The 22,113-nt window shown below is 58.0% G+C and carries 24 protein-coding genes; 17 read left to right on the top strand and 7 right to left on the bottom strand.

Annotation, left to right across the window (positions count from 1 at the left end; all coding sequences use genetic code 11):
- The first annotated feature begins 161 nt into the window (after positions 1 to 161).
- The 3 genes from ilvC (at position 162) to ilvD (ending at position 3,193) form a co-directional block, all read left to right on the top strand.
- Complete coding sequence (ilvC, locus tag NE562_RS05710) at positions 162 to 1,157, top strand: ketol-acid reductoisomerase (protein ID WP_280961443.1); 996 nt, start codon at positions 162 to 164, stop codon at positions 1,155 to 1,157.
- A 59-nt stretch (positions 1,158 to 1,216) separates the two neighbouring features.
- Complete coding sequence (locus tag NE562_RS05705; RefSeq protein ID WP_280961442.1) at positions 1,217 to 1,411, top strand: hypothetical protein; 195 nt, start codon at positions 1,217 to 1,219, stop codon at positions 1,409 to 1,411.
- Between the two features lie 117 nt (positions 1,412 to 1,528).
- Complete coding sequence (gene ilvD, locus NE562_RS05700; RefSeq protein ID WP_280961441.1) at positions 1,529 to 3,193, top strand: dihydroxy-acid dehydratase; 1,665 nt, start codon at positions 1,529 to 1,531, stop codon at positions 3,191 to 3,193.
- Positions 3,194 to 3,694: 501 nt separating this feature from the next.
- On the opposite strand, the gene NE562_RS05695 is transcribed toward ilvD, so the two are convergent.
- On the bottom strand, positions 3,695 to 3,865 hold the full coding sequence (locus tag NE562_RS05695) for a helix-turn-helix domain-containing protein (protein WP_419195994.1): 171 nt from the start codon (positions 3,863 to 3,865) through the stop codon (positions 3,695 to 3,697).
- A 65-nt stretch (positions 3,866 to 3,930) separates the two neighbouring features.
- Here NE562_RS05695 and NE562_RS05690 point away from each other — a divergent pair, with 65 nt between their 5' ends.
- From NE562_RS05690 to NE562_RS05680, 3 genes are all read left to right on the top strand, one after another.
- Positions 3,931 to 4,179 (top strand): hypothetical protein, encoded by a 249-nt coding sequence (locus NE562_RS05690; protein WP_280961440.1) that lies wholly within the window; start codon positions 3,931 to 3,933, stop codon positions 4,177 to 4,179.
- Positions 4,180 to 4,244: 65 nt separating this feature from the next.
- Positions 4,245 to 4,907 carry an orotate phosphoribosyltransferase gene (gene pyrE / locus NE562_RS05685; RefSeq protein ID WP_280961439.1) on the top strand — a complete coding sequence of 221 codons (663 nt, stop codon included), beginning with the start codon at positions 4,245 to 4,247 and terminating at the stop codon, positions 4,905 to 4,907.
- Between the two features lie 2 nt (positions 4,908 to 4,909).
- Positions 4,910 to 6,508 (top strand): DUF6056 family protein, encoded by a 1,599-nt coding sequence (locus tag NE562_RS05680; protein WP_280961438.1) that lies wholly within the window; start codon positions 4,910 to 4,912, stop codon positions 6,506 to 6,508.
- Between the two features lie 56 nt (positions 6,509 to 6,564).
- Here the strand turns inward: NE562_RS05680 and NE562_RS05675 are convergent, their stop codons facing one another.
- Both NE562_RS05675 and NE562_RS05670 read right to left on the bottom strand, forming a co-directional pair.
- Positions 6,565 to 7,734: a pyridoxal phosphate-dependent aminotransferase gene (locus tag NE562_RS05675; protein WP_280961437.1), complete on the bottom strand. Its 1,170-nt coding sequence runs from the start codon at positions 7,732 to 7,734 to the stop codon at positions 6,565 to 6,567.
- Entirely contained in the window at positions 7,728 to 8,237 is a 510-nt protein-coding gene (locus NE562_RS05670) for an Lrp/AsnC family transcriptional regulator (protein ID WP_280961436.1), read from the bottom strand. Before NE562_RS05670 ends, NE562_RS05675 begins: the two co-directional genes overlap by 7 nt.
- Positions 8,238 to 8,350: 113 nt before the next feature.
- Between NE562_RS05670 and NE562_RS05665 the strand changes: the two genes are divergently transcribed.
- From NE562_RS05665 to NE562_RS05620, 10 genes are all read left to right on the top strand, one after another.
- Positions 8,351 to 9,142, top strand: a complete 792-nt coding sequence (locus NE562_RS05665) for a class I SAM-dependent methyltransferase (protein ID WP_280961435.1) — start codon at positions 8,351 to 8,353, stop codon at positions 9,140 to 9,142.
- 62 nt (positions 9,143 to 9,204) lie between these two features.
- Positions 9,205 to 9,789 carry a TetR/AcrR family transcriptional regulator gene (locus tag NE562_RS05660; protein ID WP_280961434.1) on the top strand — a complete coding sequence of 195 codons (585 nt, stop codon included), beginning with the start codon at positions 9,205 to 9,207 and terminating at the stop codon, positions 9,787 to 9,789.
- A gap of 90 nt (positions 9,790 to 9,879) precedes the next feature.
- Complete coding sequence (gene ilvB, locus NE562_RS05655; protein ID WP_280961433.1) at positions 9,880 to 11,616, top strand: biosynthetic-type acetolactate synthase large subunit; 1,737 nt, start codon at positions 9,880 to 9,882, stop codon at positions 11,614 to 11,616.
- A complete protein-coding gene (gene ilvN / locus NE562_RS05650; protein ID WP_280961432.1) occupies positions 11,613 to 12,116 on the top strand; it encodes an acetolactate synthase small subunit in 504 nt (167 codons plus the stop codon). Before ilvB ends, ilvN begins: the two co-directional genes overlap by 4 nt.
- Positions 12,117 to 12,206: 90 nt before the next feature.
- On the top strand, positions 12,207 to 12,650 hold the full coding sequence (locus NE562_RS05645) for a MarR family winged helix-turn-helix transcriptional regulator (protein WP_280961431.1): 444 nt from the start codon (positions 12,207 to 12,209) through the stop codon (positions 12,648 to 12,650).
- Entirely contained in the window at positions 12,644 to 13,414 is a 771-nt protein-coding gene (locus tag NE562_RS05640; RefSeq protein ID WP_280961430.1) for a sulfite exporter TauE/SafE family protein, read from the top strand. Before NE562_RS05645 ends, NE562_RS05640 begins: the two co-directional genes overlap by 7 nt.
- Before the next feature lie 160 nt (positions 13,415 to 13,574).
- Positions 13,575 to 14,306 (top strand): DUF2461 domain-containing protein, encoded by a 732-nt coding sequence (locus NE562_RS05635; RefSeq protein ID WP_280961429.1) that lies wholly within the window; start codon positions 13,575 to 13,577, stop codon positions 14,304 to 14,306.
- The gene (locus tag NE562_RS05630; protein ID WP_280961428.1) at positions 14,303 to 14,932 is read left to right on the top strand and encodes a 3'-5' exonuclease; all 630 of its coding nucleotides are present in this window, start codon (positions 14,303 to 14,305) and stop codon (positions 14,930 to 14,932) included. The genes NE562_RS05635 and NE562_RS05630 overlap by 4 nt, the downstream gene beginning before the upstream one ends.
- A 26-nt stretch (positions 14,933 to 14,958) precedes the next feature.
- Positions 14,959 to 15,261: a hypothetical protein gene (locus tag NE562_RS05625; protein ID WP_280961427.1), complete on the top strand. Its 303-nt coding sequence runs from the start codon at positions 14,959 to 14,961 to the stop codon at positions 15,259 to 15,261.
- Positions 15,262 to 15,394: 133 nt separating this feature from the next.
- Positions 15,395 to 16,609 (top strand): AI-2E family transporter, encoded by a 1,215-nt coding sequence (locus NE562_RS05620; RefSeq protein WP_280961426.1) that lies wholly within the window; start codon positions 15,395 to 15,397, stop codon positions 16,607 to 16,609.
- A gap of 56 nt (positions 16,610 to 16,665) precedes the next feature.
- Here NE562_RS05620 and hydF read toward each other — a convergent pair whose 3' ends face one another.
- The 4 genes from hydF to NE562_RS05600 form a co-directional block, all read right to left on the bottom strand.
- The gene (gene hydF, locus NE562_RS05615) at positions 16,666 to 17,865 is read right to left on the bottom strand and encodes a [FeFe] hydrogenase H-cluster maturation GTPase HydF (protein ID WP_280961425.1); all 1,200 of its coding nucleotides are present in this window, start codon (positions 17,863 to 17,865) and stop codon (positions 16,666 to 16,668) included.
- A 15-nt stretch (positions 17,866 to 17,880) separates the two neighbouring features.
- Entirely contained in the window at positions 17,881 to 19,296 is a 1,416-nt protein-coding gene (hydG, locus tag NE562_RS05610; RefSeq protein ID WP_280961517.1) for a [FeFe] hydrogenase H-cluster radical SAM maturase HydG, read from the bottom strand.
- A gap of 39 nt (positions 19,297 to 19,335) precedes the next feature.
- Positions 19,336 to 20,406, bottom strand: coding sequence for a [FeFe] hydrogenase H-cluster radical SAM maturase HydE (hydE, locus tag NE562_RS05605; RefSeq protein WP_280961424.1), 1,071 nt, complete (start codon positions 20,404 to 20,406; stop codon positions 19,336 to 19,338).
- A 270-nt stretch (positions 20,407 to 20,676) separates the two neighbouring features.
- Positions 20,677 to 21,534 carry an AraC family transcriptional regulator gene (locus NE562_RS05600; RefSeq protein ID WP_280961423.1) on the bottom strand — a complete coding sequence of 286 codons (858 nt, stop codon included), beginning with the start codon at positions 21,532 to 21,534 and terminating at the stop codon, positions 20,677 to 20,679.
- Positions 21,535 to 21,811: 277 nt separating this feature from the next.
- Between NE562_RS05600 and NE562_RS05595 the strand changes: the two genes are divergently transcribed.
- Positions 21,812 to 22,113: hypothetical protein (locus tag NE562_RS05595; protein WP_280961422.1), on the top strand; the 302-nt coding region annotated here is incomplete at its 3' end.

Genomic DNA, 22,113 nt, shown 5'->3' with positions numbered 1-22,113 from the left:
TAATGAGGAATTAGTAATTAATAATTGAAACGTAGCTGTCAGGTGTGAGCCGAGATGGCTGACGTAGGCTCCATAATTCCTAATTACTACCTACTAATTACTAATTCAGTCAACCTTGTTTGCCAATAAACTTCATATATAAACCTTAGGAGGAAACAAAAATGGTAAAGATGTATTATGATTCGGACTGCAACCTGTCCCTGCTGGACGGCAAGACCGTCGCGATCATCGGCTTTGGCTCGCAGGGCCATGCGCACGCGATGAACCTGAAGGATTCGGGCGTTAACGTTGTTGTTGGTCTGCGCGCGGGCTCGAAGCACGAGGAAAAGGCCAAGTCCTACGGCCTGACCGTCATGTCCCCGGCTGAGGCTGCCGCCGCCGGTGATATCATCATGATGCTCGTTCCGGACGAGAAGCAGGCTGATATCTACGCGGATGTGATCGCTCCCAACCTCAAGCCCGGCAACGTGCTGGCGTTTGCGCACGGCTTCAACATCCATTTCAAGCAGATCGTTCCGCCGGCTGACGTGGACGTTATCATGATCGCGCCGAAGGGCCCCGGCCACACCGTCCGTTCGCAGTATGTCGAAGGCCACGGCGTGCCCGATCTGGTTTGCGTGCATCAGAACGCTTCCGGCAAGGCGATGGATATCGCGCTGGCTTATGCCTGCGGTATCGGCGGCGGCCGCGCGGGCATTCTGGAGTCCACCTTCCGCGCTGAGACCGAGACCGACTTGTTCGGCGAGCAGGCCGTTCTGTGCGGCGGCGTTTGCGAGCTGATGAAGGCTGGCTTTGAAACGCTCGTTGAGGCTGGCTACGCGCCGGAAAACGCTTACTTCGAGTGCGTGCACGAGATGAAGCTGATCATCGATCTGGTCAACGAGGGCGGCTTTGCCAAGATGCGTTACTCGATCTCCGATACCGCTGAGTACGGCGATTACCGCACCGGCAAGCGCATCATCACCGAGGAGACCCGTAAGGAAATGAAGAAGATCCTGCGCGAGATTCAGGACGGCACCTTTGCTTCCGAGTGGATTCAGGAGAACCGCGCCGGCGGCCGCGCCAAGTTCCTCGCGACCCGTCAGGTAGAGTCCGAGTCCGAGCTGGAAGAGACCGGCAAGAAGCTGCGCGGACTGATGAGCTGGCTCAAGAAGTAATTCTGAACGGCGTTTAGACGTACTTAACAAAAGCTGCATGTTAAGAAGGAGGATCTGCTATGCCCGGCTGTTCCAACACCCGTCCGTGTCCCTGTACGGCGGATTGCCCGCGCCATGGTAAGTGCTGCGATTGCGTCGCGCACCATCGCGACAACGAGGGCGGCATCCCCGGCTGCTTTTTCTCGACAGAGGGCGAGGCGCTGCTTGACCGCAGCCTTGAGACCCTGTGCAAGGACCGCGGCCTGAAATTTTAAGTAAACCCGAACGAAGGGCGGACGGTTTGACGCCGTCCGCCCTTCGTTTTCCATTCGTAGGGCGGGGTGACCCACCCCGCCGCGGAAAGACGGGCAACCCGAAAAGGAGGAAATATTATGCCTAAAAGAAGCGATAATATCACCGCCGGAGCCGAGCGCATGCCAAACCGCTCGCTGCTGCGCGCTTGCGGCCTGACCGAGGAGGAAATGGGCCGCCCGATCATCGGCGTGGTCTCCGCTTATTCCGAGATTATCCCCGGCCATATCAACCTCGACAAGATTGCCGCCGCCGCTAAGACCGGCGTTTCGATGGCGGGCGGTACGCCGATCCTTGTTCCGGCCATCGGTGTGTGCGACGGCATTGCCATGGGCCACATCGGTATGAAGTATTCGCTGCCAAGCCGCGAGCTGATCGCGGACAGTGTGGAAACGCTCGCGAACGCCCACCAGTTCGACGCGCTCGTTTTGATCCCGAACTGCGACAAGATCGTGCCCGGCATGCTGATGGCCGCGGCGCGGCTCAACATCCCGTCCATCATCATTTCGGGCGGGCCGATGCTGGCGGGCCATTATGACGGCGAGGAAATCTCGCTTTCCAAGACCTTTGAAACGGTCGGCGCGTACAAGGCCGGTCTGATTGACGATGCGAAGCTGATGGAGTGCGAGTGCGGCTCTTGCCCCGGCTGCGGTTCGTGCTCGGGTATGTACACCGCGAATTCGATGAACTGCCTGTCCGAGGCGATCGGTATGGCGCTGCCCGGCAACGGCACGACCCCGGCCGTGCACGCGGCGCGTATCCAGCTCGCCAAGCACGCGGGCATGAAGATCATGGAGCTGCTCCAAAAGGATATCAAGCCCCGCGATATCCTGACGCCCGCCGCCTTCCGCAACGCGCTTACCTGCGAAATGGCGATCGGCTGCTCGACCAACTCAGTGCTGCACCTGCTCGCTCTCGCGCATGAGGCGGGCGTAGAACTGAACCTGCAAATGCTAAACGAGCTTTCCGCAAAGGTGCCGAACATCTGCCACCTTGCGCCCGCGGGCCCGCACCATATCGAGGAGCTGTACATGGCGGGCGGCGTGCCGGCTATCATGAAGGAGCTCACCAAGAGAGACCTGCTCGACCTGTCTCTGATCACCGCGACCGGCAAAACGGTAGGGGAGAACCTTGCGGGCGTTACCAATAAGAACCCCGAAGTCGTTCGTCCTCTTGAGACCCCGTATTCAGAAACCGGCGGCATCGCCGTTTTGTGGGGCAATATCGCAAAGAACGGCTGCGTGGTCAAGCGCTCCGCCGTCGCACCGGAAATGATGGTGCACGAGGGTCCGGCTCGCGTGTTCGACTGCGAGGAAGACGCGATCGGGGCGATCTACAATGGCAAGATCGTCAAGGGCGATGTCGTCATCATCCGCTATGAAGGCCCCAAGGGCGGCCCCGGCATGCGGGAAATGCTCAACCCCACCTCGGCCCTCGCGGGCATGCAGCTCGATAAGGACTGCGCGCTCATTACGGATGGCCGATTCTCCGGCGCTTCCCGCGGCGCGTCGATCGGGCATGTATCGCCCGAAGCCGCTGCCGGCGGCGAGATCGCGCTGATCCGCGAAGGGGATATCGTTTCCATCGACATCCCGAACAGCAAGGTCAATATTAAGGTATCGGACGAAGAGCTGGAAGCCCGCCGCGCGAAATTTACGCCGCGCGAGCCCAACGTCAAGTCGGGCTGGCTGTACCGTTACTCTCGGCTCGTCACCTCCGCCGATAAGGGCGCGGTGCTGGAATAAACAACAAAACCCGGCGAAAGGCTTGTCCTTTCGCCGGGTTTTTGCGTTGCTCACGATTTGCTGCGCAGAGAGATTAATAATACTCATCATCCGCATTGGAAAACTTTTTGAGTGTGATAATAACGCGCGGTATGACCGTGGTGGAACGCGGAACGCAATATGGTTTTTCAAACATCGTTTGAGTAGGGCGCGACGACCCCGGCGCGCCGCTCTCTGATGAACAGATTTCCAGCAAAAGGTGGATATGGTTTGGCATGACGACATGGTTCAATAGTTTAATAAAAGGGTATCAAGTTTCAATATTCAGGATTAACCGTTGAACATATTGACCGATAGCGGACAACTGCGGTAGAGGTGGACACGGCGCGCCGGGGGCGTCGCGCCCTACAATTTTGCAGCAAATGGACTTTGTTTTTAGTGCAGACCGTCAGGAAATATACACCGGTTTCGCTGTAATCATAGGATTTTAGGCGCGGATGTTTCCGCTTTGCATATTCCATATTATTTCTGCGGTGGTGCGGGATTGTCGGTGCGGCAGAGGAGATAGTCGATGCTTGTATGGTAGTAGTCCGCCAGCTTGCGCAAAACCTCGGTAGGGATATCACGCGTTTCCGACTCATAGTGGGAATAGGCGGTTTGCGAGCATTGTAAACATGCCGCAAGTTTTTTTATGCCATTTTGGTCTATTTGTAAACATATATTTTGTCATATATTATAATAAGCTTGAGGTGATAACAATGGATGAAATATTAAAGCAGCTATGCTACTACCTGCAAGATCATGACACGATGAGCCGCGAGGGAGAAAGCGGGGAAATGGAGAGGCTGGAAAGCTGGCTGGAGGATCATTTACACGGTAAACAGGCACAGCGGTTTGCGCAATACGTGAATGAAAGCTTTTACTATTATGACAGTATCGTGCGCGACGCTTTTGAAACCGGTATGCGTTTCAGCATGAAGCTGCTTCAGCGCATGTTTTCCGATTGAACGCTTGTTACCGGCCGGGCAATCTGGTATAATAAACCCAAAACAAAATAAAGGACGGTAAAGTTATGCTGACTGCGGCGAAAAAGGAATTTATTGAATTTATGATGGGCGCGGATGTGCTGCGCTTTGGCGATTTTACGACCAAGTCGGGGCGGAAGACCCCGTATTTTGTCAATACCGGCAACTATAAGACCGGTATGCAGAGCGCGAAGCTCGGCGAGTTTTACGCGGCGCTGATCCGCGAGACCGTGGGCGCGGATTTCGACGCGATGTTCGGCCCGGCGTACAAGGGCATTCCGCTTGCTACCTCGGCGGCGGGCGCGCTCGCGCGGCTGTACGGCATCGATAAGCCGTTTTTCTTCAACCGCAAGGAAGTGAAGGATCACGGTGAGGGCGGTTCCATCGTCGGCTATAAGCCGGTGGACGGCGATCGCGTCATCATTATCGAGGATGTGATCACAGCCGGTACCGCCATTCGCGAGACCATGCCCGTGCTGACCGGCTGCGCGAACGTGAAGGTAAACGATATGTTCATCTCGGTCAACCGCTGCGAAGTCGGCACGACGCCGGGCAAGACCGCCGTAATGGAGGTGGGCGAGGAGTTCGGCATCCGCGTGCACGCGCTCATCACCGTGCAGGACATCCGCGAATACCTGCTGGCGAGCGGCGGCTATGAGGAGATCGTACCGCTGATGGACGCTTATATGGCGCAGTACTGCGTATTTTGAGTATGCGCGAGAAGCTTAAGCGGCGGGGCGGTATGCTTTGCCGCATCGGCACGTTTTTGACCGTGTTTCTTGGCTGCTTCGCGGTTTTGCATTTCGTCACTCCTTCCGGGGATGATTTCTTCTATGGCCGCTGGGGCAATCTTGGTCCGGCCGAGTTTCTGGGGCAGATCGCCCAGCATTATATGCGCGCCAACGGCCGCAATCTGGTGCACATGATCGACGGCGTCCTGCTTGGAAGCGATTTGCGGATCGGTCTGGCGCGCGTATTCATCGCGCTGCTGCTCGGCTCGATCGCGCTGAACGGCCTGCGCCTTTCCGACACGAAGGATCACCGCACGCCCGCGCTTGCTGCGTTTTGGATTTGCGGGTTGTTCCTGCTGCCGATCTATTTGACCCGGCAGGGCGTTTACTGGATCACCGGCGCGATGAATTATGTGCTGCCGCTTGCCCTGTTTATGGAATACTGGGTGCTGCTGCGGGACAGCATGGCGGAAAAACGAGGGTGGAGAGCCACCGTGGTTTTCGCCGTTTTGACCGGACTGACGACCGAGCAGATCAGCGTGATGGCGGTCGGGCTGACTGTTTTGATGCTGCTTCGGCGGCTCATGATTGAAAAGAAAAAGCTGCCGAGGGCGGTTTGGTGGGCGCTTGGCCTTGCTTTTGCCGGCATGGTATCCGTTGTCGCCGCGCCGGGCAACTTCTTTCGGGCCAGCATCACCGCGCCGCCGGTAGAGGGCGGCGCCTTGGCCATGGTGCGGTTCAATGTCATGAATCTGCGGCGCAGCTTTTTGTTTGGGGACACGCTTTATCCCATTCATTTTATCGTGATGCTGGCTGTGCCCGCATACCTGTTTGCGCGTGCGCTGCGGGAGAAGAAATGGACGCACGGCGTTGCCGCTTTGGCCGGTACGGCGGTCTTTGCCGTTTGGCTCAAGCTGCCCCAGTGGGATAAAAGCGTCCTTTCCTACGGCGAGGTCGCGCCCCAAGTGGCGCGCGCGTTTCTCGCGGTGCTTGTGGGCTATCTGCTGGTAACGCTGTACGCTTCGATCGCGGCGGCGCGCCAAAAGGATTGGACGCCGCTGTTCGCTTGGATCCTTGGCGTTGGTTCACAGGTGATGATGCTGGTCTCGCCGACGGTCGGCTCGCGCACCATGCTATGCTTTGTGGGCGCGTTTTTGCTGATGGCGGCCTGTCTGATTCGTGAAGCGCCTTACCCATATCTGCTTGTCGCGGGCTGCATGCTCGGCTGGCATTGGGGGTATGCGCTGATGGCGGCGGTGTTCGCCGTCGCGGCCGCGCTATGGCTTTTTCGGAAATATTGTCCGGCGCGGCGCCTTGCCGCCGTGCTGTGCTGCGTGCCACTGTTATTCTGCGGCTGGCTGATGCTGAAGGACACGTTCGACGGCTTTCGCCTAAACGCTTTGTATGACGCGCAAAACCGCGCGCGGATCGCGGCTTACGACGGGGGCGAGACCCTTACCCTGCGCAAGCTGCCCAAGGAGCTTTACGGCTGGGTCATGCCGTATCACAACGACTATTACGATGTGTATTTCAAGGAATACTACGGCCTGTCGCGCAAGACAGAGCTGAATTGGGAATAAGCGTACAAAACAGGCGTGCTGCAAGTTCGAGCAGCACGCCTGTTTTTTTGTTTTTCTTATAATGTTTTGAGGAAGGTGCGGATGCGGGAGCAGGCTTCGCGCAGATGGTTCATGGAATAGGAGTATGAGATGCGCACGTGCCCTTCGCCGCTGTCGCCAAAGGCGTTGCCGGGGACGACGGCGACCTCCTGCTCGTGCAGCAGGCGCTCGCAGAACTCCTCGGAGCTGAGACCGGTCGATTCGATGGAAGGGAACATATAAAACGCGCCCTGCGGCTCGAAACAGGAAAGACCCATGTCGCGCAATTCGCCCAGCAGGAAGCGGCGGCGGATGTCGTATTGCTCGCGCATGTGCTGCACATCGTCCTCGCCGGTGCGAATAGCTTCGATACCGGCGAACTGCGCCGTCGTCGGCGCGGACATGATGCCGAATTGGTGGATTTTGCAAATGGGCTGCATCAGCTCCTTGGGGCCCATGGCCCAGCCAAGGCGCCAGCCGGTCATCGCGTAGGATTTAGAGAATCCGTCCACCACGATGGTGCGCTCCTTCATGCCCGGCAGCTCGGCAAAGCAGACGTGCGGCTCCGCCCCATAGGTTAGGCTGCAATAGATCTCATCCGAAATGACGAGGATGTTGGTATCCTCCAGCACCTTGGCGATGGCGGCGAGCTCGTCGCGCGTCATGATCGCGCCGGTCGGGTTGTTGGGATAGGGCAGGATGAGTACCTTGGTCTTTGGGGTAATGGCGGCTTTCAGGCGCTCGGGCGTCAATTTGAACTGATCTTCCTTCACCGTCGGCAGGGGAACGGGCACGCCGCCCGCCATAATGGTAAGCGGGGTATAGCAGACAAAGGAGGGCTCGGGAATGAGCACTTCGTCGCCGAGCGAAATGAAAGCGCGCAGCGCGTTATCGATCGCTTCCGAACCGCCCACGGTAACCAGAACTTCTTTTGCAGAATCATAGCAGAGCTGGTACTTGCGGCGGGCAAGGGCGGCGATTTGATCGCGCAGCTCGGCAAGGCCCCAGTTGGAGGTATAGAAGGTGCGCCCCTTTTCAAGGGACTGAATGCCCGCGCGGCGGATCTGCCACGGGGTCTCAAAGTCCGGCTCTCCGACGCCGAGGGAGATCGCGTGCGGCATGGCGGCGGCCACATCGAAGAACTTGCGGATGCCGGAAGGCTTTACGATCTTGACCCGGTCGGAGAGCAGCTGCTGATAGTCTACCATGACATCATGACCTCTCTCTTGTCTTTGTCGGAGGGATCGAACTCCACACCATGGTCCTTATACCGCTTTAAAATAAAGTGCGTGCCGGTGGAGAGCACGTTTTCCATCGGCGCGAGCTGCTCGGATACAAAACGCGCCACCTCGCGCATCGAGCGGCCGTTGATGATGACGGTCAGGTCGAAGCCGCCGCTCATCAGATACACGCTTTCCACCTGATGATGGGAGTAAATCTGGCGGGCGATTTCGTCAAAGCCCATGCCCTTTTGCGGGGTGATCTTTACCTCGATCAGCGCGGTGACGAATTCGCGGGCGGTCTTGTCCCAGTCGACGATGGTTTTATAGCCCAAAATGGTATTGTTCTTCTCAAAAGCGCGCACTGCGGAAACGACTTCGTCCTCTGTCGCGCCGGTCATGGCGGCCAGCTGAGCGGTCGTCAGCCGCGCGTCCTCGGAGAGTAAATTAAGCAGCTTTTCAGGATTGTCCATCATGATAGCCTCCTTCATCAAAAAAGAAATAATTAAAGCTATTATACACCGTTTTCCTGCGCCTGTCCATATTCTTGCAAAGCGGCGTGCGGCATGGTATGATGGTTCTAGAAATGAGGGGAGCGAAACGAATGCAACGAAACGATATCGACGCGGGCCGGGCCTTTGATTGGGGCCGGGCCTCGGCCGACTATGCCAAGTACCGGGATATTTATCCCGCCGCGTTCTATCAAAAGATACGCGATCTGGGTCTTTGCGGGCCGGGGCAGCGCGTGCTTGATCTTGGCACGGGCACCGGCGTGCTGCCGCGCCACCTGTATCCGTACGGCGCGGTATTCACGGGCACCGATATTTCGGAAAGCCAGATCAGCATGGCGAAGGCGCTCGCGAGAGACGCCGGCATGGAGATCGATTTTCGCTGTATGCCGGCCGAACGGCTTAGCTTTCCGGAGGGCACCTTTGATGTCGTGACCGCCTGCCAGTGCTTTGTCTATTTTGATCATGACCTGCTCGCGCTCAGGCTCAGCCGCCTGCTGGCGCGGCCCGGCCGGTTCGCCGTTCTGTATATGGCTTGGCTGCCGGAGGAGGACGACGTTGCCGCGGCGAGCGAAAAGCTGATCTTGCAGTACAACCCGGTGTGGACGGGCTGCGGAGAGACGCGGCGGCCGATCGAGGTGCCCGCCGTTTACCGGCAGTATTTCGAGGTCGAGCGGGAGGAACTGTTCGATCTGTCCGTTCCTTTCACGCGGGAAAGCTGGAACGGCCGCATCAAGGCCTGCCGGGGGATCGAGGCCTCGCTAAGCGAGGACGAGGTGCGGCGCTTTGACGGGGAGCACCGCGCGCTGCTGGCGCGCATCGCGCCGCCGCGCTTCGACATTCGGCATTACGCGGCGATCACGGTGCTTCGCGCAAAACCGGCTTGACATTGCCGCGCGGCAACGGTACAATAAATGAAAGTAAGCGCTTGCATAATGGGGTGAAGCAAATGGGAGCGGAGGAGACCGGCCAGCGGATCATTGACGCGGCTATGGCGCTGGTGCGCGATCAGGGCTACACCGCCACCACGACCAAGGATATCGCGCGTGTGGCAGGGGTCAACGAATGCACGCTGTTCCGCAAATTTCAAAGCAAAAAGGATATCGTGCTGCACGGCATGGAGCAGGAAAAATGGCGCGCGGGCATCACGCCCGAGGTGTTTCAGCATGTGCGGTGGGATCTGCGGGCGGACCTTGCGATGTTCATGTCGTCCTATATGGAGCGTGTGACCCCGGATTTTGTCAACCTGTCGATCGGCCTGCGCGCGCCGCAGATTTATGAAGATACCGCGCCGCTGATCATGAAGATACCGGAAACCTTCCTATCCGCGCTGACCGATTACTTTGAGCAAATGGCGCGGAAGGGCAAGATTGCCCAAACGGATTTTGAAAGTCTGGCCTTGACGTTTTTTTCCGCCACCTTCGGCTATACCTTTCTCAGCGCTTCCTTCGGCGCTAAGCTGACCGGCGTGCAGCAGCGGAAGTACATCGAGAATAGCGTAAAAGTTTTTGTCGAGGGTATTCCCACGCCATAAAAATGTTTCTTACGGCATCGCCATTTGGCGGCGCCGTAAAAAAATAGATAGCATGCAAGCAAGCACACGCATTCATAAGGAGGAATATCCATGGAGATCACAGGGGCCGCGCTGTTTGTCAAAGCGCTGCGGGCGGAAGGGGTGGAAACGCTGTTCGCCTATCCCGGCGGGCAGGCGATCGATTTATTTGACGCGCTGTATGGCGCGCGCGATATCAATTTGATTCTGCCGCGGCATGAACAGGGGCTGATCCACGCGGCGGACGGCTACGCCCGCGCGACGGGCAGGGCGGGCGTTTGTCTGGTCACGAGCGGGCCGGGGGCGACCAATCTGGTCACCGGCATTGCAACGGCCAATTACGACAGCGTGCCGCTGGTTTGCTTCACCGGTCAGGTACCGACCGGCCTGATCGGAAACGACGCCTTTCAGGAGGTCGATATGGTCGGTATCGCAAGAAGCATCTGCAAGTACGCGGTCACGGTCAGGCGGCGCGAGGATCTGGGCGCGATCATCAAGAAGGCGTTCTATATTGCCCGTACCGGCAAGCCCGGCGTGGTGGTGGTCGATCTGCCCAAGGATATCCAACAGGCGATGGGGGATGACGAATACCCGGCGCGCATCGCGCTGCGCGGGTACCGGGCCGAGCCGCCGGTACATATGGGGCAGGTCAAAAAGGCGCTGAGCAGTCTTGCGCAGGCGAAACGGCCGGTTTTTCTCATTGGCGGCGGCGTGCGTATCGCCCGGGCCGAGGGGGAACTGACCGCGCTCGCGGAAAAAACCGGCGTGCCGGTCGTCACCACCATTATGGGACGGGGCGCGATACCGACCGGCCACCCGCTGTACGCGGGCAACCTTGGCATTCACGGCAGCCATGCGGCCAACCGCGCGGTCACCGGGTGCGATTTGCTATTTTCCATCGGAGTGCGGTTCAACGATCGCATTACCGGCAAGATCGGCTCGTTTGCAAAGGACGCGGTCATTGTCCATGTCGATATCGATCCCGCGTCGATCTCCCGCAATGTCGCGGTTGACATCCCGATCGTGGGGGACGCGAAAAAGACCCTGTGCCTGCTGCTTGAAAAGGCCGGGCCGCTCCCCGTGGGGGATTGGGCGGCGCAGGTGGCCGAGTGGAAGGCGCAGCGGCCCATTGCGCCCGCTAACAGCGCGTTTGGCCCGCAGCGCATCATGGAGGGTATCAACGAAGTCTTTCCAGACGCGGTCATCGCCGCCGATGTGGGACAAAATCAGCTATGGGCCACGCAGTATCTGGAACTGAATGAAAACCGGCGGCTGCTCCTGTCCGGCGGCTTGGGCACGATGGGGTACGGCCTGCCGGCGGCGATCGGCGCGAAGCTGGGAGAGCCCGGACGGGAATCCGTCGCCATCGTGGGGGACGGCGGCTTTCAGATGAACATGCAGGAGCTTGTCACCGCGGTCGTTTATGAACTGCCGGTCGTGATCTGTATTTTAAACAACGGCTTTCTCGGCAACGTGCGCCAGTGGCAGCAAATGTTTTACGGCCGCCGGTATTCCGGCACCTGCATGCGGCGGCGCAAAAGCTGTCCGCCGGAATGCGACGCGCCCGGCCTAAACTGTCCGCCCTATGTGCCGGATTTTGTGCGCCTTGCGGAAAGCTGCGGCGCAAAAGCGTGCCGCGTCGCCCGTGCGGAAGAGGTCCTGCCCGCGCTGCGCGCGGCAAAGGAGGAGCGCCGCGTGCCCACTGTGATCGAATTTCTGATCGGGCCGGAGGAAAACGTGCTGCCCATCGTGCCGCCCGGTCTGCCGCTGGACCAAATGATCGACGGGGAAGAAGGGGAGAACGTATGATAAAGAAACGGTGGCTTTCCGTATTCGCGGAAAATGAAATCGGCGTGCTGGCCCGTGTGGCGGGCCTGTTCGCGGGGAAAAGCTATAATCTGAACAGCCTGACCGTCGGCCCGACCGAGGATCCGACGGTTTCCCGCATGACCATTGGCCTGACGAGCGACGACCGCACCTTTGAGCAGGTCGTTAAGCAGCTCGACCGCTGCGTCGAAGTGATCAAGGTAATCGATCTAACCGAAACGGCAAGCCACCAGAAGGAATTGCTGTTTGTCAAGGTGCGCGCCTGTACCCGGCAAGAGATCGACGACCTGTTCCGCTTTGCCGGGGTGTTTACGGTAAACATAACGGATTATTGCCGCGACGCGGTGCTGCTGGAAAGCACCGCGCCGGAAACCAGAAACGATGAATTGATCCGCCTGCTGCGCGAGCAGTTTCCGGGGCGCATCGAGATCGTGCGCGGCGGCGGTGTGGCGATCGAGGCAATAGGGCTTGCGGAGCGGTAACGCCGCTCCGCGCCCTTGACAGGCAGGTGGGAAAGGCGTACAATCATATTGTTCTAAATAGAACAATATGGCGAAGGAGGCTTTCCCGCGATGGTCGAACTGATTTCCAATCCCATGCTGGTCAAGCGCCTTTACGGTGAAGCGCTGCGCCCGGTGACGCAGCAATATTCCCTCACGCGGATGGAGCTGGACATCCTGTTGTTTCTGGCAAACAACCCCGCGTATGACACGGCGCGGGATATCGTGCGCGTGCGGCTGCTCAGTAAATCGCAGGTCTCTGTTTCGCTCGAGGCGCTGACAAAACGCGGCTGGCTCGCGGCGCATTTGGAGCAGGATAACCGTAAGGTGGTGCACCTGTCGCTTTTGCCCGACGCGTATCCGGCGGTAGAGGCGGGGCGGCGCGCGCAGGATTCATTTTTTGCCGTGCTGTTGCGGGACATTCCCGCGGATGATCTCCGCGTGTTTGAGCGCACGACCCGGCGCATTGCCGCCAATATTCGGGAGCATTTCGCGGAGGAGGAAGCAACATGCTGATCAAATTCATCGTCTGTTTTGCGGCGGGTATCGGCGCGGGGCTTGGCACCGGCTTTGCGGGCATGAGCGCCGCCGCCGTCATCAGCCCCATGCTGATTACGTTTTTAGGGATGGAGCCGTACACGGCGGTCGGCATCGCGCTGGCGAGCGACGTGCTGGCAAGCGCCGTGAGCGCGTACACCTATTACAGACACAAAAATATTGATGTGAAAAACGGCCTTGTGATGATGGCGTCCGTTCTGGTGTTCACGCTGGCGGGCAGTTATCTGTCCAGCTTAGTGCCCAGCCATGCGATGGGCAGCTTTTCAGTCGTGATGACGTTCTTCCTCGGCATCAAATTCATCGTTCGGCCTGTGATGACCACCAAGGAGAGCATGGGCGCGGTCAGTCCGAAAAAGCGCTTGACGCAGTCGATCGTCTGCGGCGTTGTGATCGGCTTGATCTGCGGCTTTGTCGGCGCTGGCGGCGGCATGATGATGCTGCTTATCCTGACGAGCGTTTTAGGCTACGAGCTGAAAACCGCGGTGGGCACCAGCGTATTTATCATGACCTTCACCGCGCTGACCGGCGCGGCGAGCCATTTTGCGATCGGCGGCGCGCCCGACCTTTGGAGTCTGGTGTTCTGCGTGCTTTCCACGCTGCTGTGGGCGCGGCTGGCCGCGCGTTTCGCCAATAAAGCGCCGGCAATCGTTTTAAACCGCGCGACCGGCGTTGTCCTCACCGTGCTGGGCGCGGCCATTCTTCTGGTAAGATACTTTGGGTAGGTAGGAGTTAGGAATTATAAGTTAGTAATTAGTAATTAGGAATTAGTAATGAGAATCGCGCGGAGCGCGATACCTTCAACTCCTAACTAATCTATATTTTGCGTATTATGGCGGGCGAAAATGCAAAATGCTGTTGCATGCGCGGGCGAAAAGCGGTACAATGGTATTCAGAAAGGTGGTGCCCTTTTTCATGGCATTCACAGGTTTTTCAGCAGAGGGCATCGACCTGCTGCAACTAAACCGCCTGCATAACAGCAAGGAATTTTATGAAGCGCATAAGATGGAGATTCGACGCCTCGCAATCGAGCCGTTCCACCGCTTGATCGAAGAGATGGCGCCGACCATGCTCGAAATCGATCCAAGCTTCGTCACGGTACCCTCCCGCATGGTTTCCCGCGTCCGGCGGGATACCCGCTATACGCACGATAAATCGCTCTACCGCGCCAATCTATGGCTCTTTTTCCGCCGCCCCCGCCGCCAGTTCGAGGATGTCCCCTCGTTCTATGTCGAGGTGCACCCGGAATTTTGGGCATATGGCTGCTGGGGCGCGTTCGGCCGCGGGGAAATGGCCGAAATACGCGACATGATACGCAGGGAAGATAAACTGTTTCTGGACGCGTATAAGGCGGTGCGCGCCTGCCCCGGGGTGGTTCTCGGCGGCGAGACGTACAAGCGCCCCAAATTCCCGGACGCAAAGCCCGCCTATCAAACTTGGCTGAACCGCAAGCACCTCGGCGTCGACTTCCGAGAGACCGAGGATTTCGCCCCCATTTTAGACGGCTCGTTCGTGCAGCCGATGCTGCGCACCATGCAAAAGCTCGCCCCGTTTTACCGCCTGCTTTTGGCGGCCAAGGAGCGCGCCGCGGTCATACCGCGGGAGGCGGCGCGATGAGATACGTCGCAATGGATTTTGAAACCGGCAACGCTTCGCCGCTGTCGGCTTGTTCGGTGGGCATTTCGGTGTTCGAGGATCACGCGCTCGTTCGCAACGAGGTGCAGCTGATCCGGCCCCCGGCCGAGGTGGGCAAGTTCCACTGGGGCAATATCCGCATCCACGGCATCCGCGAACGCATGGTCGCCAATTCGCCCGCGTTCGACGAGGTATGGCGCGCCCTGCGGGACGACGTATGCGGCGGCGTGCTCGTTTGCCACAACGCCATGTTTGACACCGCTGTTTTGTGCGCGTGCCTGAACTACTATCATTTGCCCTTGCCGGACTGCGCGTACGTCTGCACCGTCAAGGTATCGCAGCGCGTATGGCCCGAACTGATCAACCACAAGCTCAACACGGTGAGCGAGGCGCTGGGCATTCCGCTCAACCACCACGAAGCCGGGTCGGACGCGCAGGCCGCGGGCTTTATTCTGCAGGCGGCCCTGCAAAAGACCGGCTCCGGCGATGTGTGCGAACTCGCGGAGCGGATCGGTATGCGGCTGGGCCGCATTTCTCCCGCCGGCAAATCGCCGTGCAGCATCGCAAAGGAAGCGTGCGGCAAAACAGCGCGCGCAAACCGCAACTGACCTATCTGAAAAAGGAGAGGACGAACATGAAAAACTACTTTGAAGACATCGACCGCGACGCCATCCGTGCCCGTGCCGAGCAAATGCTCGATTACGCGAACGGCGCGAAAAGCTGCGCCTGCCGCTGGACCAATTTTGCAATGGATAAGGCGCACGATTTTTCTATCTTTGATTTTGCCGTTCTGAAGGTTTGCCTGCTCTCTCTGGGCCTTTGGCTGGGCTCCTGCTTTGCCAAGCTTTTTAAGAAATGCCGCAGCGTGCTGTTCGTCGTCTTTGTGGCGAGCTGGCTGTACCTGTTCTGGCGCATCTTTTTCGATGGCGAAGAATAAATAAAAGCGATCGAAATTTGAAAGGAGTGCACCCGTGAGCGACCCATCCCACTCTTCTGACAAAATCGATAACAGTACCGAGCCCCACTATTTTCAGTGGGGCTTAACGGCATTTTGTGTTATCGTAGCGAGCGTGCTGGTTTTTTACTTGCTCGGCTGGCTTCCGTTTATCTGGACATTGTTCAAAAAGCTGGTCGGCATATTGGGGCCGTTTATTTTCGGCTTCGTCATGGCCTACCTGCTGCTGCCGATTTTTAACGGCATGTACCGCAGGATACAGCCCCGGCTTTCCGTCAAAATGAAAAACGGCACGCGCTTTGCCAAGGGTCTTTGCAGCATTTTAACGCTGCTGATCGGCCTTGCCATCATCGGCGTGCTGCTTTGGATGGTGCTGCCGCAGCTCGTGGCGAGCATCATCACGCTGCTCGGCTCTATGGATATTTATTTAACCGAGATATCCAACTGGGTGGCGGGCTTCTTTAAGGATAATCCGGCGCTGGAACGCAACTTTTTGCAGCTCTACGAGGAATTTTCCGATCAGATGATCGGTTGGATCCAAGGCATTACCCCTCGGCTGGTCGAACTGATGAGCGGTGTAAAAAACACCGTGTCGCTGCTGTTCGATTTCCTGATCGGCATTATTATTTCGCTGTATATCCTCAATAGCAAGGATACCTTCTGCGCGCAGGCCAAAAAGGTGATCTACGGCGTGATGCGCGTGGATCACGCCAACCGCGTGATGTCGCGCGTCAGCCATGTCCACCGTGTGTTCGGCGGCTTTATCACCGGCAAACTGATCGATTCGTTCATCATCGGCGTGCTGTGCTTTATCGGCGTGGCGCTCATGAAGATCCCATACGCGGTGCTGATCTCGGTCATCATCGGCGTGACCAATATCATACCGTTCTTTGGGCCGTTTATCGGCGCGATCCCGAGCATCATCCTCATCGCGGTCATCAGCCCGATCAAGGCGGTTTATTTTGGCATTTTCATCATCGTCTTGCAGCAGTTTGACGGCAACATCCTCGGCCCCAAGATTTTGGGCGATTCCACCGGTCTGTCCAGCTTCTGGGTCATGTTCGCCATTTTGGTGTTCGGCGGCGTGTTTGGCTTTGTCGGCATGGCGGTCGGCGTACCGATTTTCGCTGTTTTGTATAGTGTGGCGACCGAGTTTTTCAACAATCTGCTCAAAAAACGCGGCCTTTCCACGGATACGAACGCTTATCGGGGACCCAAACGCATCGATCCCGATACGTTTGAGTTTGTCGAGACCAAGGACAATATTCCGCCCGTGAGCAAAAAGGAACGCCGCCGCGCCGATCAGGCGCAGGAAAACAAAAAGAAATAAGAAAACGGAGCGCGCTGTCGTAAAAAAACAGTGCGCTCCATTTTTTGTAAAAACAGTTATTGAAGCAATGCGGCCAACTGAGGAAACACGGAAAGGCTGCGCTGCAAAACGCCGTGCAGGTGTGCGATGGCGGTGCCGTAATTGGTGAAAGGGATACCCGCGTCCGCCGCGCACTTCTGCCGGTAGCGCATTTCGCGTTCATTCAGCATACAGCCGCCGCAGTGGATAATCAGCCGGTAGGGGGAAAGGTCGTCCGGAAAGTCGCGTCCGGCGCTGGTTTCGATCATAAGCTCTTTGCCGGTATGCTGCCGCAGCCAGCCCGGCAGCTTGACCGTGCCGATGTCGCCGCATTGCCGGTGGTGGGTGCAGCCCTCGGAAATCAGGATGCGGTCGCCGTCCGCAAGGCGGCCGATCGCGGCCACGCCGCGCACCGCTGTTTCCAGAAAACCCTTGTAACGGGCCATCAGGATGGAAAAGGAGGTGAGCGGTATCTCGGGCGGCGTTTCCTTGCTGACACGGCCGAAAGCCTGACTGTCGGTCACGACAAGGGCGGGAGTCTGACGAAGCGCGCTAAGCGCGCCCGACAGCTCGGTATCCCGTGTGACGAACGCGTGCGCGCCCGCTTCCAAAATATCGCGTATGGCCTGCTGCTGTGGCAGGATCAACCGTCCCTTGGGCGCGGCGGAATCGATGGGCACGACGAGGACCACGGTATCGCCCGGCGCGATCAAATCGCCGATCAGCCGCCGTTCGGGGCCTTCCGTATGCGTAAGGCGGGCAATGCGTTCCTTCAGCTCGTGGATTTGCAGGCCGCTCGCGGCGCTCACGGCGATCGCGTTTTCTTCCTGCGGCGTATAACCGCTAAGGTCGCACTTATTGTACACGGTCAGGTAGGGGAGCTGCTTTTGCCGGAACAGGGCGATCAGCGCCTCGTCCGCGGCCGTTTTGCCGACAACGCTGTCAATGACCAGCACCGCGCAGTCCGCTTTGTTTAGAATTTGCTTGGTGCGCTTAACGCGCTTTTCGCCAAGCGCGCCCTCGTCGTCAAAGCCCGGCGTGTCGATGATGACCACGGGGCCAAGCGGCAGCAGCTCCATGGATTTGTAGACAGGATCGGTTGTCGTGCCCTTGACCGCGGAGACCACGCTCATTTCCTGCCCGGTCACAGCATTGACCACGCTGGATTTACCGGCGTTGCGCCGCCCGAAAAAACCGATGTGCACGCGCTCGGCCAGCGGCGTTTCATTCAGTCCCATGTTGCGGGCCCTCCCTTAAAACCGGAAATCACGGATGCCATGTGCGATCTTTTCCAGATGATCCGCGCAGATATCGCGCACGTTGTCACGGGGGATATTTTGCAGCTCGGCCTGAATCAGCGCTTCGCCGATCGCCCGCGTCGGTTCGGAAGCGTAATCCATCAAATATTCCTTTAGCGTCATCAAGGCGTTGGGGTGGCAGCAGTTTTGAATCTGCCCGCTCTTGCACAGACTCATAAAGCGGTCGCCGGTGCGGCCCTCGCGGTAGCAGGCCGTACAGAAGGAGGGGATGTAGCCCATCTCCATCAGCCAGCGCACAACCTCGTCCAGCGTGCGCTGGTCGGAAACGTCGAACTGTTCGGTGTCCGTCGGCCGTTCCTCCTGCTGATAGCCGCCCACCGAGGTGCGGGACGCGCCGCTCACCTGACTCACGCCAAGCCGTATGACTTTTTCGCGCACCTGCTGGCTCTCTCTGGTGGAAATGATCATACCGGTATAGGGCACGGCCAGACGGATGAGGGCGCATAGCTTGGCAAACGTTTCATCGCTGATGCTGTTGTCGAACGCGCCGGGGTCGATATCGTCCGCGTGCTTGATGCGCGGCACGCTGATGGTGTGCGGGCCAACGCCGTGCACGGCTTCCAAATGCTCCGCATGCATCAATAGGCCCGCGAACTCGTACTTATAAAGCTCCAGCCCAAACAGCACGCCCAGCCCCACGTCGTCGATGCCGCCCTGCATGGCGCGGTCCATCGCTTCGGTGTGGTAGCGGTAATCATGCTTGGGGCCGGTGGGGTGCAGGCTTTCGTAGCTTGCCTTGTGATAGGTCTCTTGGAACAGGATGTACGTGCCGATGCCCGCTTCCTTCAGCCTGCGGTAGTTCTCCACCGTGGTAGCCGCGATGTTGACGTTGACGCGGCGGATCGCGCCGTTTTTATGCTTGATGGAATAGATGGTGTCGATGCATTCCAATATGTAGTCCAGCGGATTGTTGACCGGGTCTTCACCCGCCTCGATCGCAAGGCGCTTGTGGCCCATGTCTTGCAGGGCGATCACTTCGCGGGCGACTTCCTCCTGCGTCAGCTTTTTGCGGGCGATATGCTTATTCTTTTGGTGATACGGGCAGTAGGTGCAGCCGTTGACGCAGTAATTGGATAAATACAGCGGCGCGAAAATAACGATGCGGTTGCCGTAAAATTTCTTTTTGAGCGCTTCGGCGAGCGCATAGATCCGCTGGATCCTTTCCCCGTCCTCGCAGGCCAGCAGCACGGAGGCTTCGCGGTGGGTCAGCCCCTTGCACTGTCCGGCTTTTTCAATAATGCTGTCCACAAGGGGAAGATCGGTCTTGTGCGCTTCGGCGTAGTCGAGCGTTGCGAGGATCTCGTCGTGGCTGATAAATTCCTCTGCTTGCAGAGATTTGGGATCGTACATCATTCGTTTCCTTTCTTGCGGGTCAGATCGGCTTCCCCGTCAGTAAAAATCGTTATGCTGGGTCCGGATGAGGCTGTCGCCCCGCGACACAGCGATCTCGCAGCCTACCGAAGCCATCCGTTTCGCAAGGCAGGCGACGCACTGCGCGGATTCCTCGCCCGTGCAGATCTTTTTATCATAGAGCATGTATTTTTGCCGCACCGATAGGGGAGAGAGGTTGGGCATCACCACATTCGCTCCGGCGCGGATGCCGCGCTCCCGGCCGTCTCCGGCCGCGGTGCCAAGCGCGGTCGTGGCGGGCAGCAGCACCTCGGGCAGCAGCAATCGGATAAGGGAGAGCAGATACAGCGTCAGCTCCGCCGTGCCGCCCGGCTGATCTCGAAAAGGCGTATCCGCGTGAGGAAGAAAAGGCCCAATGCCCACCATATGCGGCTGAAAGTCCTTTAAGAAGCGAAGCTCGCGGACAAGGTGCTCGTCCGTCTGACCGGGCGAGCCGACCATGAAGCCGCAGCCGGTCTGGTAGCCGATTCGCCGCAGCTGCCGCAGACAGTCCATCCGGCGCTCAAAATCCATTGCGGGCGGGTGCAGCCGGTCATAATGCGCTTTGGTCGCGGTCTCGTGGCGCAGCAAATAGCGGTCGGCCCCGGCCTGAAAAAGAGCGCGATAGCTTTGGACGCTGCGTTCGCCCACGGAAAGGGTGATGGCGCAATCCGGAAAACCCGCGCGTATGGCGCGCACGATATCGGTCAGGCGCTCATCCGTAAAATAGGGGTCTTCGCCGCCCTGCAGCACAAAGGTGCGAAAGCCGAGCCGGTATCCCTCTTCACAGCAGGCGAGAATATCCGCGCGAGTCAGGCGGTAACGTTGCGCCTTGCCGTTGCTCCGACGGATGCCGCAGTAGTAGCAATCGTTTTTGCAGTGATTCGTAAATTCGATCAGGCCGCGGATATAAATACGGTTTCCGTATATTTTTTGCCGCAGCGCCTCCGCCCGCTGCACAAGATGGCGCTGTATCTCCGCGTTCCGTCCGGCGATCAGCGCGTGAAGCGCTTCATCCGGCAGGTCATGTTCGGCGGCAAGCTGTTCGGCGAGCGTGTGCAGTTCGGTCATAGACATACCTCGCGGCGCCAATAGATTCGGTTCATGCGCATTCCTCCCATGCTTCATAAAAGAAAAACAGCCGTACAGGCGAAAGGCCCGGTACGGCTGGGTATGGAAACGCCCAAACAATATGCCGTACCTTTTACCTCAAAGCGTGTTTTCAGTATCAGGAACTATTATCACTATATCACAGACCGCGCCATAGCGCAAGACACATCACGCAGAAATCCGAAGCTGGCATCAGAGCCGTTGCCTCACGCAACGGCTCTGATGCTCGTTTTACTTTTGCCGTACGGGGATCCAGATCTCGCTGTAATAGCTGTCGTCCTGTACCCCATTGGCATAGGCGGCGGGATCGCCGTACATTTCTACATGGTAGCCCGCCGCGATTTCGTAGTCCCTACAGCCCGGCAACCATTCTGCAAAGATCTGCCGGTGCACCTCCGGCATGACATGGGAAGCCGCGCCTTTACAAGCAAAGACAGCCCACGTGTGCGCGGGGATCGTCCGGGTTGAAAAGCCCTGCGCGATGTCGTGGGCCGGGTCGTAGTTGTCCGCGACCCAATATTCAAACCGATCGCCATCCATCTGTTCGTCAATGGACACGCCGTATACGCTGTGTACATGAACGTCTTTTCCGGACTCGTAAAACGCCGCCCACAGCTTCGGCGACTCCGCCGCCGCTTCCTCATACCGCAATACCTTGGATATGCCGATGATGGTGAACGCGGCCTTTGACACGATTTTATAATCCATCGTATCGCCTCCTTCCAGTGTAAGGTTGATTTTGAGCGGAGCAAAGGCTTTAATCATTGCTTCGCCCTTCCGCACGGAAGAAGGCGTGGCGCCGTGGAATCGGGTAAACGATTTGGTAAAGCTATCCGGCGAATCGTAGCCGCATTGAAGCGCGATGTCGATGATTTTCTGGTCCGTGGAAACGAGCTTGCTGCCGGCAAGCGTGAGCCTTCGTTTTTTGATATACTCGCCTACCGTAAAACCGCAAAGCATGGCAAAGCCCTTTTGAAAATAGTAGGGGGAAACCAGCGCCTGCCGCGCGATGTCTTCCGTGGTGAGTTCCTCGGTGAGATGCTCTTCGATATAGCGGATTGCGTTGCTGATACATACGGTCCACTCCATGGATGCCGCCTCCTTTCCATATCTCTATCTTACGACCGGAAACGGAGCCGTTCCCGCTTTCTTATGCTTTATTCTGTCCGCAGCGACAAATGACGATCCAATATAAAGGGTGCGCTGCAAAACACTTTGCAGCGCACCCTTTGAGTGCGCCCGGCATGGGCAATAACTAGGTGGTGAAAGACCACTACGCGCTCGGTAGCAGGAAGCGTTAGCCGAAGGCAAGGGTGTCCATCGTGAGGTGGAATCTGAAGGAAGCCGGATGTCAATGCGAGGAGCCTTGGCGGGCAAAGTTTCGGGCCGACGAACAGAAACCACATATAAGGCCGTGCAAGGACGGACGAGTTTGCTCAACAAAACGAAGTCCAATGCTACCCGAATCCTGCACGGTAAATGTGGCGGCAGCATGAAACGAAGGTTATTGTTCTTACCCGGGGAGGTCTTACAGACGGAAAGTAAGGAAAAAAATCCGAAATCCGCAGTAACAACGAACTGTAAGAAGTCAGCAGAGGCCATAGTACCGAAGGTTTTTTTTCGGGAAGGGCCGAACAATCGTAAGTCTTTAGTACAGGCCGAAAGGAG

Origin of the sequence: Butyricicoccus faecihominis (assembly GCF_024462775.1) — a bacterium.
Taxonomy (GTDB): Bacteria; Bacillota; Clostridia; order Oscillospirales; family Butyricicoccaceae; genus Agathobaculum; species Agathobaculum faecihominis_A.
Note: the sequence above shows the minus strand (reverse complement) of the source record. Positions and strands in the feature narration are given on the sequence as shown.

What these genes read in the sequence shown, in the direction of transcription:
- NE562_RS05680 (WP_280961438.1), top strand. Translation starts at nt 4,910, where the DNA reads ATGCGCGAGAAGCTTAAGCGGCGGGGCGGTATGCTTTGCCGCATCGGC.
- NE562_RS05670 (WP_280961436.1), bottom strand. Translation starts at nt 8,237, where the DNA reads ATGAAGGAGGCTATCATGATGGACAATCCTGAAAAGCTGCTTAATTTA.
- NE562_RS05690 (WP_280961440.1), top strand. Translation starts at nt 3,931, where the DNA reads ATGGATGAAATATTAAAGCAGCTATGCTACTACCTGCAAGATCATGAC.
- ilvB (WP_280961433.1), top strand. Translation starts at nt 9,880, where the DNA reads ATGGAGATCACAGGGGCCGCGCTGTTTGTCAAAGCGCTGCGGGCGGAA.
- hydG (WP_280961517.1), bottom strand. Translation starts at nt 19,296, where the DNA reads ATGTACGATCCCAAATCTCTGCAAGCAGAGGAATTTATCAGCCACGAC.
- ilvN (WP_280961432.1), top strand. Translation starts at nt 11,613, where the DNA reads ATGATAAAGAAACGGTGGCTTTCCGTATTCGCGGAAAATGAAATCGGC.
- ilvC (WP_280961443.1), top strand. Translation starts at nt 162, where the DNA reads ATGGTAAAGATGTATTATGATTCGGACTGCAACCTGTCCCTGCTGGAC.
- hydF (WP_280961425.1), bottom strand. Translation starts at nt 17,865, where the DNA reads ATGGGACTGAATGAAACGCCGCTGGCCGAGCGCGTGCACATCGGTTTT.
- NE562_RS05675 (WP_280961437.1), bottom strand. Translation starts at nt 7,734, where the DNA reads ATGGTAGACTATCAGCAGCTGCTCTCCGACCGGGTCAAGATCGTAAAG.
- NE562_RS05645 (WP_280961431.1), top strand. Translation starts at nt 12,207, where the DNA reads ATGGTCGAACTGATTTCCAATCCCATGCTGGTCAAGCGCCTTTACGGT.
- NE562_RS05600 (WP_280961423.1), bottom strand. Translation starts at nt 21,534, where the DNA reads ATGGAGTGGACCGTATGTATCAGCAACGCAATCCGCTATATCGAAGAG.
- pyrE (WP_280961439.1), top strand. Translation starts at nt 4,245, where the DNA reads ATGCTGACTGCGGCGAAAAAGGAATTTATTGAATTTATGATGGGCGCG.
- hydE (WP_280961424.1), bottom strand. Translation starts at nt 20,406, where the DNA reads ATGACCGAACTGCACACGCTCGCCGAACAGCTTGCCGCCGAACATGAC.
- NE562_RS05665 (WP_280961435.1), top strand. Translation starts at nt 8,351, where the DNA reads ATGCAACGAAACGATATCGACGCGGGCCGGGCCTTTGATTGGGGCCGG.
- NE562_RS05705 (WP_280961442.1), top strand. Translation starts at nt 1,217, where the DNA reads ATGCCCGGCTGTTCCAACACCCGTCCGTGTCCCTGTACGGCGGATTGC.
- NE562_RS05625 (WP_280961427.1), top strand. Translation starts at nt 14,959, where the DNA reads ATGAAAAACTACTTTGAAGACATCGACCGCGACGCCATCCGTGCCCGT.
- NE562_RS05640 (WP_280961430.1), top strand. Translation starts at nt 12,644, where the DNA reads ATGCTGATCAAATTCATCGTCTGTTTTGCGGCGGGTATCGGCGCGGGG.
- NE562_RS05630 (WP_280961428.1), top strand. Translation starts at nt 14,303, where the DNA reads ATGAGATACGTCGCAATGGATTTTGAAACCGGCAACGCTTCGCCGCTG.
- NE562_RS05660 (WP_280961434.1), top strand. Translation starts at nt 9,205, where the DNA reads ATGGGAGCGGAGGAGACCGGCCAGCGGATCATTGACGCGGCTATGGCG.
- NE562_RS05635 (WP_280961429.1), top strand. Translation starts at nt 13,575, where the DNA reads ATGGTATTCAGAAAGGTGGTGCCCTTTTTCATGGCATTCACAGGTTTT.
- ilvD (WP_280961441.1), top strand. Translation starts at nt 1,529, where the DNA reads ATGCCTAAAAGAAGCGATAATATCACCGCCGGAGCCGAGCGCATGCCA.